We start from the raw sequence: 13243 nt of genomic DNA, 5'->3' as shown, positions 1-13243 counted from the left end.
TGTTTTTTCTTATTCTACCATTATTATCATATTTTTAAAATCTAAAAGTATCTCTTTGCAATTTTTGAAACAGTCAACTCCTAAATAGCCATTGTATTTGCGATTAGCATTCTTCATGATAGAAAACTTATGCATATTTGTTTTGTGTTTATCAATAATTAAAGGGAAATCAGATATTGAATAGCTTTTATTAACTATAAATCCACTTATTCCACCAGCCTTGACAGAATCTTCTTTAAGTTTTAGCTCTCCCAATTTATCTTTATTTTGTTGATAGAAATCATAATTAATATATCCTTCCATAGTCATACCTGTATCACAGAATAAAAGTAAACGAAGATTATTATAGAAAGCTTCTACTCCAACACTACCCATGAAATTAATCATATTAGAAGGTCGTTTTTGGATATTTAAATCTTGTGAAAGAGATGGGAATATTATTTTCTGTTCTTTAGGGTATATTATTGTTTGACCTATAGCTTCCATGAAAGGATTACCTAATACAGCTTCCATAATATATACCAACGAATCTGTTTTGGGAAAAATATTGTCAAGTATATTAACTTTTACATTAGTGTAGGTAATATTACCTATTCTGAGTGTATCTACAACTCCCACTTTTGAATAGACAATGTCACCTGATATACCTGTTATGGACATGGAGTCTGCTACAACCTTTATGTGGTGCTTTTTTGCAAATGAGGTCGAAACCATATGAATTGCTGCTCCGGTATCAAATATAAAAGGTTCTTTTGTTCCATTTATTTCTACTGGAATGTACCAATAGTGTTTTGCACCTTTTATGTCTGTAATCATGTCTATAATAACTTCAGAGTTAGGAGATTGTCTTATGACTTCGCTCTTAGGCGTATTGCTTAGATTTTTGTACCCTTTGTAGTAATTATATATCATTGTCTGCATTTCTGCGTCTTTATCGTAGTCGTTCACTTTTTTTAGAGTTTCAGCAGCCTCTTTATATTTTCCTATTTTAGATAATTGTTCCGCCTTTATTATTGTATAAGCTATAACCGCAGATGAACCCAAATCTGCTGAATAGTTATTTAATAAAGAATCAAGTAGGCTTATAGCCTCATGTGGTTGATTAAATGCGCAATTTATACCAGCTTCAGCCATTAATCCTATCATTGGATATGCTAAACTATCCTTTATAGTAGGATAGACCCTTTTTAGTTCCAAATAATCGTACGTGTTGATCAAATCTGCAACTTTTTGATCAGTATATTGAGCATATGATGAAAAACATAGACTCAGAATTACTAAAATCAAGCTTGTTCTTTTCATAATATTATGGTGTTGTTTACAAATATGGTAAGTCTTATAGATGATAGCAAATATTCTTTTCCAAAATTTGTTAATCTTGTTTGGGGTGCTTGAAGTATTTTAAATTAATATGGTAGAATATTTATTTGGATTTTCTTTTGATTAAGAAGGACCGAAATGAATATATGTTATAATACCCGGAAAATAAGAAAATAGAATGCTTCCATATAAAAAACACGTTATAATGAAGAAAAATTTAAGCAAACAATAAATAAATTAGAAAAAACTAAAGATGAAATCTTAGTACTAAAGCAACATTATAAGAATATATTCAATAATAACTTTGATTATTTAATCGAATTAAAAGCCAAGTACTCTGAAAGTCTCATTGATCTTGGAGAATCTTCTTTAGCTAATCCCCTGCATTGTACTTTCACTTTGAAGAATATTGGTGAAAATTTTAGGAAAACCATCACAGTATATTGTAATGTTCCTGATTCTCCTCTATGGCTGAAAATAACTGGAGATGCTCAATGATTTAGAGAGGATAAAAAATAAAATGATTGGTATAAGGCTGTTTCAAATGATTTCTTAGATGATAATCCTCTAAAAAAGAAGAAAATAAGTTCTTCCTAAACAAAAAAAACATATATTTGTCGGATAAGTAACTATAAAAATACAAAAACATGAAAACTCAGGCATTACGAAGCAATCTATGCTTTATTTTACTGGCGACAGCCTTTCTGTTAGGTATGGCGGGCTGTGATAAGGAGGAATCCGATCCGTTGAGAATCGGGGATGATTCATTTAATAATATTGAAAATGGTGTCTGGACTGCTTATTATCCGAATACAAATCAGACGTGCATCACCATTTATGGTGGGGAAAGACCTTATACGGTAAGTAGTAATTCTGATATCCTCAAAGTGAATATGGATAAATTCCCGAATGCTTTCAACTACGAAATTCTGGGCGTTGGCGATGCGGAAGTGACAATTACCGATGCGAAAGGAGAATCTGCAGGTCTCAAAGTGAAAATAGATTATCGGTCTGATAAAATGAAGATTGTTAAGCTGGATGCCTATGTAAAAGGCGACGGGATGACGGTGGCTGCACAAAAGGAATTGAAAGAAAAAGCTTTGGCTTCCATTCCTGTAAAAGTAGGGGGTGGTTATCGATTTATATATACAAAGGATCAAGGAGGAACTGCGTATGTCTATCCGGATAAATACGGCGAGAAATATAAAGAGGGGACTTTTACCCGTAGTTCTTTTGAGGTGGGGAATAGTTCATATCGAAAATATGAAATAAAGTTGGATGGCGTTGAAAGGACGTATATTGTTCAGAGGTATTATCCATTACAGACAAGGAGCGAGGCTATGGTGCCTTATGGCTTTTACGAGAATCTCCTGGATCAGTTTACAGATGAATACCCGGAAGTGGAGAGTGTATATACAGTGCAGGTGATCAGTGCAGTATCTCAATAGGGTAGGAATACCATGGGACTTAATTTGAAATCGGATGAAAAGTCATGTATGTAAGTTTACCGTTGTTTTATTTCTTCTCAGTTATACGGCCTGCCTGTCGGCACAGATAAACGGGAAGATACTGGATGCAAAGACCGGGCAACCTCTGTCCGGAGCGAATATTTATTCGGATAAGGGGGTGAGCATTACCATGTCTGATGAAAAAGGTGAGTTCATCATTAAAGACGGAGAACTTCTGCAGGGGATTGATACAATCTGTATTTCTTTTGTGGGCTATCTGACCAAACGCTTTCCTGTAAGGGATTTATTGAAAAAGAAAAACTCTATCTCATTGGAAGAGGCGCCGATAGAATTGGAGGAAGTGACTGCTTATGGAGTCAGGAAGTTCTATTTGCGTGTGCCGTATACGCAAATATCTTCAATGCCGGTACCTTTATATTCGTTTGCAATGGTCCCATGCGGAAATAAATTATACGTTACGGGTGGAGACCGGTCGCAGGTGAAACCTCCTACTGACTATGATTTGACAGGTTCCGGTGGACTTCCCACAGGATTTATTTATGAAAAGTATAGTAATAGAATATATATTTATGATATTACATCGAATACTTGGACTGTTTCAGGCCAAAAGTTGAGGGAGCGTGCTTATCATTCGGCCCTTTACAATGATGGGAAAATCTATATTATGGGTGGGAAACGTTTTTCAACTAATCGGAAGATTGAGTATCTTGATGAGACGGTAGAGATATATAATATACATCAGGATACATTATTAACAGACCCAGTGAATCCGCATCAAGCCGCTTCTGCTGCTGCGTTTATTTATGATAATGAATTAATAGTCTTTGGAGGATCTACCTATCAGGCAGAAAACGGATGGCAAAAATATTCAGATAAGATACACATGCTTGATTTGAAAAAAGGCATTTGGTATAAGGTAGGAAAGATGCCTTTAGGAATGGAAACAAATGGAATTCTTATGGGTCATACTGTTTTCTTGTTTGGTGGATATCGACAAAGGCCCTTATCGGCAATACTCACTTATGATCTGACTACCGGTATTTGGAAGAATAGAGGAAATTTGTGGTTTTCAATAAGTAAGGCGGCTATGACTCGTGGTGGGGATAAGGTTTATATTCTGGAGAACGGTGTGATACAGGTTTATAATCTTTGTAGCAATGAGGTAAAAGCTTATCAGATTGATTTGAATTTAAGGGCAAGCGGGCTGTATTGTACGGAGAACAAGTTGATTATTGTAGGAGGATGCACTGAGGATATGGATGGCAAGCTGGGAGATGCAGGTATTTACGAGGTGCAATTGTCTGATTTTGAACGTACGGAGTTACATCTGATAAACCGGGAAAAATAGAGGGGGAAGTTTACAAAAGTCCCGCCCACTCCTGGTTGGTTAGTGTGGGGAGCTGATCTGTTTCTGTGATGAAAGTTTCCGCCAGTTTTCGTTTTTCCTCTTGTAGCTGTATGATTTTCTCTTCTATGCTTCCTTGCGTGATGAAACGGTAAGCAATTACTTGTTTGTCTTGTCCGATACGGTGCGCGCGGGCAATGGCCTGTGCTTCGGCTGCCGGGTTCCACCAGGGATCGATGATGAACACATAGTCTGCTTGTGTCAGGTTGAGGCCCACTCCTCCGGCTTTTAGTGAGATAAGGAAAGCTTGTATTCTGGGGTCACGGCTAAAGCGTGCAATCTCTTCCGGGCGATTGGTAGAAGAGCCTGTTAGAAGAGCATAATCCCATTGACGTTTACGAAACTCATCGGCCACCAATTCCAGATGTTTAACGAAAGAAGAAAAGATCAGGACCTTATGGCCTTCGCTCCGGAGTGTTTCGAAGGTCTCTATAATCAGGTTTAGTTTACCGGATTCACCGATGAAACCGGGTAAAATCATCTGCGGATGGCAGGCGAGTTGCCTTAAACGGAGAATCCCGTTGAGTACTATGAGCGGTTGCTGACCCTTCTCTACGGTCTGTTCCAGCAGAATGTTCCGGAGACTGTTCTTTTCATGTTGGTAGAGCTCGTTCTGTTTCTTTGCCATGTCGCAATAAATCACTTCTTCGGTTAATGACGGTAGTTCCGGAGCTACTTCCTGCTTGCTTCTGCGTAGTATAAATGGGGAAATGAGTTGTCGTAAACGAAACTTCATCCGTTCGTCACCTTGACGGATGGCGTTGACGAACTGTTTGCTGAACGCTGTCTCGTTTCCTAAAAGTTCAGGCTGTAGAAAATGAAACTGTGCCCAAAGATCCTTCAGGGAATTCTCAATAGGAGTTCCTGTCAGAATTAGCCTGTGTTTACTTTGTAATTGTATCGCTGAACGGAATGTAAGTGATTCGCTGTTTTTTATGTTTTGACTTTCATCGAGAACTATGTACTCAAACTTATATTGGGATAAAGTCGCAATATTATTGCGCATCGTGCCATAAGTGGTAAAGACCAGATGATATTGGTCGAAGTGCTTTGACAAACGATTGATTTCATTGGTGGAGTTTCCGTTATATTCCGTTATTGACAGGCTGGTAAAACGGGATGCTTCCCGTTTCCAGTTATGCAAAAGCGAGGTAGGCACAACAATAAGGGTGGCATGCAGACGTGGTGTCTGGCTTTTCTTTTGATTTAGTACAGCACATTGCAAGTCGTTTTGTCCGCTTCGGGAGGCGTTGAGGGCTTCGGTTTTTACCGGAAAAAGTGATAACTGCCCCTTTTCATCGAAGAAAGCTTCCTTTTGCACAGGAGAGTCTTGGGTGTTTTCTTTCTCTTCCAGGCTGTTTGTTTCCTGATTTGTTGAGGCGGCTGTTCCCGGTTTGTAGATGTATTGTAAAAGTGTAAGAGTTTGCAAGGTCTTTCCAAGGCCCATATCATCGGCCAGACATCCTCCGAATTTTTCGAGGTATAGGTTTGCCATCCATGAGAAACCTTTCTGCTGATAGGAGCGAAGATTGGCCTTGAGCCCTGCAGGTACAGGGATTGGTTTCTCCAATCGGACGCCGGTTGCTATACCTGGACCTTTTTCCAGGATCGATTTTATTACACCCACAAAAGGACGCTTCAGTCGGATGTTCTTACCTGATTCTTTACCTATCTCAAGCAGATTGGCGTATTTGGTGAACCATTCTTCGGGGAGGAGGATAATGCGTCCGTCAGAGAGGGGATATTCCCTGTTGTTGTCCAGTATATTTTTGCGGAATCGGCTAAAGGGAATTTTCTGATTGTCTATGACGACATTGATATGTAATTCGAACCAGTCGGGGCCATCTTCGTAATCCTGTTCTATCCGGATATCCGGAAGATAGTATGGCTTCTTGTGCGTATCACTTGATAAGATAAACTTTTCCAGTAGCATTTCCCGGTGACGGCTGACCCACTCGGTAATGTTTTTTTCGGGAGCGATAGGCGATAGTTTGAAATGGGAATCACTGACACATTGTAATCCGGCTTTTTGAAGCAGACGGATTGCCTGCTTCTCGGCAGTTGAGTTACGTTGGAAATAGTGGATGACAGTTTGTCCATTCTCTTGCTCCCGGAAGATGATTTTCTTGATTCCATCGGAACCATGAGGTGAAAAAGTCCGGTCTCCATAACGAAAATCAAGCCGTAACAAAGTATCATTATAGATTGTATCTTCAAGGTAGAGATAAGCATCACACGGACGTCTTTCTCTGATCACTTTGACTCCTTGAATATTGATTTCATGGTAATATGCAAGGGGAATCATGATATTGTCTATGTATTTTTCAGTCAATGAAGCGTCCACGCTGATACGTTCTTTCTTGGTGAAAGGCAGTAAGCGTGAGGCTTCAATATGGGGGACAGTGAATAAATCCATACCCAGCAATAAGGTGGCAGGATTGGAGGTGAGGACAGTGACAGGTTTTTGTTCCATCAGTGAAACCGGCAGGTCGTCATAGTAGCATTGCAGTTGATAGCTGAAATGTTCCTCGGTTACTTTAAAAGAGAAATGGGCTTCTAAATCGTGGGGATGGACACGGTATGCATGGTGTTCATAGAGTTGCTTGCTTCCACTTGGTTTCTGATAAAACGGAAGTTGCCTGGTGCGTATCAGTTCTAACATCTCCAACAGTTTCTTCTCTATGAAAGGACGGATTTGTTCTTTAAGTTTGTTATTGTCCTCGGCCAGTTTGCGGAGGAATTTAGGGACTGTTTTTTCACGGGAATAGACTCCCATCAGATATTTTTCAGTATAATGAGAAGCAATGTCAATGGCTTTTTGTTCTGCTTCATTCATTTTTTTGATCGCATCGGGAGAGGCATGGAAAGCTTGTTCGATCACTTCCAACGTGTTGTCAGGGGTTCGGCTGACAGTGTAGGGGATGAGTAATATCCCCAGAACAGGGTGCTCTACGAGTACAATGACAACTTGGTTGGTGGAAAGTGCTTTTTTCATTCTGTCCGGTTTGGAAGGTCAAAGATACGGGATTTTATGTAATTTTGCGGTATGATGGAGGAAAACAAACGAGTCTTATTGGGAATGAGCGGTGGTACGGATAGCTCTGTGGCTGCCATGCTATTACTTGAAGCCGGTTATGAAGTAACGGGAGTTACCTTTCGTTTCTATGAGTTTAATGATTCTACGGAATACTTGGAAGATGCCCGTGCATTAGCAACTCGCTTAGGTATCGAACATATCACTTATGATGCGCGCGAGATTTTCCGGAAGAAAATTGTTGATTACTTTATCGATGAATATATGGCCGGACATACTCCGGTCCCCTGTACTCTTTGCAACAACTGGTTAAAATGGCCTTTGTTGGCCAAGATTGCCGATGAAATGGGTATTTTCTATTTAGCTACCGGTCATTATGTGAGAAAGAAATGGATGGACGGAAGCTATTATATTACGCTTGCCGCAGATCCGGATAAAGACCAGTCATTTTTTCTGTGGGGATTAAAACAGGATATTTTGCAACGTATGTTGCTTCCGATGGGTGAGATGACTAAACCTGAAGCACGTGCTTATGCTGCCGGAAGAGGTTTTGAGAAAGTTTCAAAAAAGAAAGATAGCATCGGGGTTTGTTTCTGTCCACTTGATTACCGTAGTTTTCTGAAAAAGCATCTTTGCGATGCGGGAGGTGACAGGAGCAATAAAATAATCCGGGAAGTGGGCAAAGGCAGATTCCTCGATGAAAGCGGCAATTTTATTGCCTGGCATGAGGGATATCCTTTTTATACTATAGGGCAACGCAGGGGGTTAGGCATCCAACTGAACCGTGCTGTTTTTGTAAAGGAGATCCATCCTGAAACCAATGAAGTGATATTGGCTCCTTTAAAGTCCCTTGAAAAGTCAGAGATGTGGTTGAAAGACTGGAATATAATCAACGAATCCCGCCTGCTGGGCTATGATGATATTATTGTGAGAATACGTTATAGGAAACAGGAAAACCATTGTTCTGTCACAATCACTCCGGAGGGATTATTACATATACAACTACACGAACCTTTGTCCGCCATTGCAGAAGGACAAGCAGCCGCTTTTTATAAGGATGGTTTGCTGTTGGGAGGAGGGATTATAACGATGAATGATGAACGATGAATAGTATGCGGATAGCACACAGCCCATTCATCGTTCATCGTTTATCGATTATCGTTCATTGTTTATTCAAAGCAATCATTTCTTCAATGTAGTCTCTTGTATTGCTGAGTCTCGGTACTTTATGCTGACCACCTAATTTCCCTTTTTGAGCTAACCAGTCATGGAAAAGTCCTTTGCGTGCGACAATCACTTCCAATGGTTGGAGAGCGATATCTTTCCATCGTTTTGCTTCGTAGTCGGAGTTTACTTCTTTCAGTGTAGTATCCAGTACCGCCGCAAATCTTTCGATGGAATCGGGCATTTTGGCAAACTCAATAAGCCATTGATGACGGCATTTGGCATTTTCATCCATAAATACGGGGGCAGCGGAATATTCGCTGACTTGGGCACCAGTTTCAGCACATGCTTTGGCAAGCCCTTTTTCTGCATTATCTACGATCAGCTCTTCACCAAAAGCATTGATGAAGTGCTTGGTACGTCCTGTAATGACGAACTTATACGGATTCTTTCTGGTGAATTTCACAGTATCCCCGATCATGTACCGCCATAATCCGCAGGAAGTGGAGATCACCATAGCATAATTTTTATTTAGCTCTACTTCTTCAAGGCAATAGGTGCGGGGATTCTCTTTTTCCACATCCTCCAAAGGAATAAATTCGTAGAAAATACCATAGTCAATCATCAATAACATAGATGGGTCGGAGAAATCGTTTTGTGTCCCGAAATAGCCTTCCGATGCATTGTAGGTTTCGACATAATGCATTTTAGAAGAATGAATGACTTGCTTATATTGTTCACGGTAAGGGGTAAAAGCGACGCCTCCATGGAAGAATACTTCCAGATTGGGCCATACTTCTTCCAAGGTCTGCTTGCCTGTTTTTTCAAGAATACGTTTGATTAAGACCAGCATCCAGGAAGGAACACCCGAAAGATTGGTTACATCTACCGGTATGGTGCTGTTGGCGATAGCTTCAATTTTGGTTTCCCATTCGTCCATTAATGCTATTTGCTTGCTTGGCACACGTATCAGGTTGATCAGCGGACTTACATTCTGGATCAATATGGCTGAAAGGTCACCTACCAGACTATGGTTGGAGTTCAGGTTCGGACTATGGCTGCCTCCCAGAATCAGTCCTTTACCGGAAAAAAAACGGCTGTCGGGATTCATGCGGAAGTAGATTGCGGCCGCGTCTTTTCCTCCCCGGTAATGAATATCCTGCAAGGCCTCTTTGCTAACCGGAAGAAACTTGCTTTTATCGTTTGTGGTGCCCGAGGATTTTGCAAACCAGCGTATTTCTGAAGGCCACAATAGGTTTTGTTCGCCTGCACGGAGACGTTCCACATAGGGCTTTACTTCTTCGTAGGTTTGTATGGGGAGTCGGTTTTTAAAGTCTTCGTAATTGCGGATAGATTTATAATCATACTTCTTTCCCCATTCAGTATTTTCTGCCTGTTTTACGAGACGGGTCAATACCCGGTGCTGTATATCTCCGGCTTGTGTATCATAAAGATCTATGGCTTTTAAACGGGAATCAAATACTTTGCTTATAATCTTTGTAATATTCATTGCTCTTTAACATATAATGTTTAGTCGTGCAAAAATAGCCTTAATTATCTTTTTTTTCTATCTTTACGACGGAAATAATAGTTAAAAGTGAAGATATGTCATGCTTTTGCAGACAGATGGGTAACTTTTTTCTTTTAAATACGTAATATTCAATAAAAAAAGAGCAGCAATGAAGATCGGAATTCTTACATCCGGAGGAGATTGCCCCGGCATAAACGCTACGATTCGCGGGGTGTGTAAAACGGCCATTAATCATTATGGAATGGAAGTTGTGGGGATTCACAGTGGTTTTCAGGGATTGCTGACGAAAGAGGTAGAATCGTTTACTGAAAAATCCTTGTCCGGATTGTTAAACCTGGGTGGTACTATGTTGGGAACTTCACGCGAGAAGCCGTTCCGTAAGCAAGGTATTATTTCGGATGTGGATAAACCGGCGCTGATACAACGTAATATTGCTGAATTGGGACTTGATTGCGTGGTGTGTATCGGTGGAAATGGTACGCAAAAGACTGCCGCAAAATTTGCAGCGATGGGAATTAATATCGTTTCTGTTCCTAAGACGATCGATAATGATATCTGGGGTACGGATATCTCTTTCGGATTCGATTCGGCAGTGAGCATTGCTACAGATGCTATCGACCGGCTTCACTCTACGGCAAGCTCTCACAAGCGGGTGATGGTAATCGAAGTGATGGGGCATAAAGCAGGATGGATTGCTCTATACTCGGGTATGGCAGGAGGAGGAGATGTAATCCTGGTTCCGGAGATACCTTATAATATAAAAAATATAGGGGATACTATTTTAAATCGTTTAAAAAAGGGGAAACCTTATTCGATTGTGGTCGTTGCCGAAGGTATCCAGACTGATGGGCGTAAGCGTGCTGCCGAATACATCGCCCAGGAAATTGAATATGAGACAGGTATTGAGACGCGTGAAACGGTGCTTGGCTATATTCAGCGCGGTGGCTCACCTACACCTTTCGACCGTAACTTATCTACCCGAATGGGAGGGCATGCAACGGAGCTGATTGCTAATGGGCAGTTTGGACGTATGATTGCATTGAAAGGTGATGAAATATCTTCCGTTGCATTAGAAGAAGTGGCCGGAAAGTTGAAATTAGTGACTGAAGAACATGACCTTGTTGTACAAGGGCGCAGGATGGGAATATGCTTCGGATAATAATCGGAGGTGTTTAGATTATATACTGATATTTTCAGTTGATGTTATTTTATCAACTTGCGGAGATTCCTCTGTCTGGTTTATTTCAGGATCGTCGGGTGTATCTTCTGTGGAGATATTATTCTGTACTTTGGCTTCTTGTACACCTGCCATGAACTCAGGATCTCCTTTGATTTTTTTGAGGGCCATCTGTGCGGCATTCTGTTGTGATTCCTTTTTGGAGTATCCTGTACCGGCTCCTCCGAGTATGCCTTCAATCCGGACTTCTGTCTGAAACACGGGATTATTCTCTTTGTCAAGGAACTGTTCTATTAATTCGAAAGAAACTTCCATCTTGTTTTTCTGGCTCCATTCAATCAGTTTAGACTTGAAGTTCACCTCTTTGCGTGAGAGTTTGTCCAGATCTATATAGGGCTCGATGATTTTCTTCTGCATAAACTGTTTGCAACATTCATATCCCCGGTCAAGATAAATGGCTCCAATAAAAGCTTCGAACGCATTCCCATACATATAGCTGTTGTGGGAAGAAGAACGTGTAGAATATTTGATAAGTTTGTCCAGGCCTATTTCGACTGCCAGTTTATTTAATGTTTCACGCTGAACTATTTTAGAACGGGTGTTTGTCAGGAATCCCTCTCTTTTACCTTCGAAATGTTGATAGACAATATCCCCTACGATGGCGTCAAGAATGGCGTCACCAAGGAATTCCAGGCGTTCGTTGTTCAACGGACGTCCTTTCTCCGAACGTACAGCTGTCGATTTATGCAGGAGAGCCTGCTCGTATAGCCGGATGTTGCGTGGATAGAATCCAAGTATGCGATAAAAACAAAAATAAGACTCTCTATCCTTACAGAACAGGAGCCTTATCTTATCTATTTTATTACGTAACACGACTTTATTCAGCGTATTTCTTGAAGATTACACAAGCATTGTGACCACCAAATCCGAATGTATTCGAAAGGGCAACGTTAACTTCACGTTTCTGTGCTTTGTTGAACGTGAAATTAAGGTTATAGTCGATGTTCTCGTCGTTATCACCTTCGGCATGATTGATAGTCGGAGGAACGATGCCGTTCTTGATGGCAAGGATACTTGCAATAGACTCTACCGCACCGGCAGCACCCAACAAGTGACCTGTCATTGATTTGGTTGAACTGATATTCAACTCAAAAGCATGTTCGCCAAATACTTCCTTGATTGCTTTGGCTTCCGATATATCACCCACCGGAGTGGATGTACCGTGAACGTTGATGTAATCCACTTCTTTAGGATCCATTTCTGCATCTTCCAGGGCATTCATCATCACCAGTTTTGCACCAAGTCCTTCCGGATGAGATGCTGTCAGGTGGTGAGCGTCAGCAGACATACCTACACCGGCTACTTCTGCATATATTTTTGCGCCACGGGCTTTTGCATGTTCAAGTTCTTCAAGAATCAGACATCCTCCACCTTCACCCATTACAAAACCGTCGCGGCTCGCGCTGAACGGACGAGATGCTGATTGTGGTTCGTCGTTACGAGTTGACAATGCATGCATAGCGTTGAAACCTCCTACACCGGCTGCTGCGATAGCGGCTTCCGAACCACCGGATACAATCACGTTTGCCTTACCCAGACGGATCAGGTTGAATGCATCGGCGATGGCGTTAGTAGAAGTTGCACATGCAGAACAAGTTGCGTAGTTCGGGCCGTGGAAACCATACATAATAGAAATCTGTCCGGCAGCAATATCTGAAATCATCTTAGGGATGAAGAACGGATTATACTTAGGACCGTTTTCTTTGTGAAGGGCATAATTGCTTGTTTCCTCCTCAAATGTACGTATACCACCGATACCGGCACCAAAAATAACGCCGATTCTGTTTAAATCCTCATTTTCGATATCAAGACCCGAGTCTGCAACCGCTTCTTTGGCAACGGCAACGGCATACTGTGTGTACAAGTCCATTTTACGTGCCTCTTTGCGGTCGATATATTGAGTTACATCGAAGCCTTTCACTTCACATGCAAATTGAGTCTTGAATTGCGATGCATCGAAATGAGTAATAGGTCCTGCTCCACTAACCCCGTTCACGAGGTTTTCCCAAAATTCCGGGACAGTATTGCCAACAGGAGTAATGGCGCCCAGACCTGTTACTACAACTCTCTTTAATTCCATACT

Annotated in this window: 9 protein-coding genes; 4 read left to right on the top strand and 5 right to left on the bottom strand. The window is 41.1% G+C overall.

All coding sequences use genetic code 11. The annotated features are described in order from the left end of the window. Positions 1-9: 9 nt before the first annotated feature. The gene (locus KO473_RS05135) at positions 10-1302 is read right to left on the bottom strand and encodes a retropepsin-like aspartic protease (RefSeq protein ID WP_005822656.1); all 1293 of its coding nucleotides are present in this window, start codon (positions 1300-1302) and stop codon (positions 10-12) included. A gap of 665 nt (positions 1303-1967) precedes the next feature. On the opposite strand from KO473_RS05135, the gene KO473_RS05130 reads away from it, so the two are divergent. Then, positions 1968-2768, top strand: a complete 801-nt coding sequence (locus KO473_RS05130) for a hypothetical protein (protein ID WP_005822658.1) — start codon at positions 1968-1970, stop codon at positions 2766-2768. 34 nt (positions 2769-2802) lie between these two features. After that, positions 2803-4137 carry a carboxypeptidase-like regulatory domain-containing protein gene (locus tag KO473_RS05125; protein ID WP_005822660.1) on the top strand — a complete coding sequence of 445 codons (1335 nt, stop codon included), beginning with the start codon at positions 2803-2805 and terminating at the stop codon, positions 4135-4137. 10 nt (positions 4138-4147) lie between these two features. On the opposite strand, the gene KO473_RS05120 is transcribed toward KO473_RS05125, so the two are convergent. Beyond that, positions 4148-7189, bottom strand: coding sequence for a DEAD/DEAH box helicase (locus KO473_RS05120; RefSeq protein ID WP_005822663.1), 3042 nt, complete (start codon positions 7187-7189; stop codon positions 4148-4150). A 54-nt stretch (positions 7190-7243) separates the two neighbouring features. Here KO473_RS05120 and mnmA point away from each other — a divergent pair, with 54 nt between their 5' ends. Further along, complete coding sequence (gene mnmA / locus KO473_RS05115) at positions 7244-8335, top strand: tRNA 2-thiouridine(34) synthase MnmA (protein WP_005812267.1); 1092 nt, start codon at positions 7244-7246, stop codon at positions 8333-8335. Between the two features lie 55 nt (positions 8336-8390). Here the strand turns inward: mnmA and KO473_RS05110 are convergent, their stop codons facing one another. After that, positions 8391-9902, bottom strand: coding sequence for a GH3 auxin-responsive promoter family protein (locus KO473_RS05110; protein ID WP_005779518.1), 1512 nt, complete (start codon positions 9900-9902; stop codon positions 8391-8393). Positions 9903-10071: 169 nt separating this feature from the next. Here KO473_RS05110 and KO473_RS05105 point away from each other — a divergent pair, with 169 nt between their 5' ends. Beyond that, positions 10072-11082, top strand: coding sequence for an ATP-dependent 6-phosphofructokinase (locus KO473_RS05105; protein WP_005779516.1), 1011 nt, complete (start codon positions 10072-10074; stop codon positions 11080-11082). An 18-nt stretch (positions 11083-11100) separates the two neighbouring features. Here KO473_RS05105 and rnc read toward each other — a convergent pair whose 3' ends face one another. Beyond that, positions 11101-11973: a ribonuclease III gene (rnc, locus tag KO473_RS05100; RefSeq protein ID WP_005812257.1), complete on the bottom strand. Its 873-nt coding sequence runs from the start codon at positions 11971-11973 to the stop codon at positions 11101-11103. Between the two features lie 4 nt (positions 11974-11977). Next, positions 11978-13240, bottom strand: a complete 1263-nt coding sequence (gene fabF / locus KO473_RS05095; protein WP_005779512.1) for a beta-ketoacyl-ACP synthase II — start codon at positions 13238-13240, stop codon at positions 11978-11980. Positions 13241-13243: the final 3 nt, after the last annotated feature.

It is taken from the genome of Bacteroides sp. HF-4919 (assembly GCF_018860125.1).
This window is presented reverse-complemented; position numbering and strand designations above follow the sequence as displayed.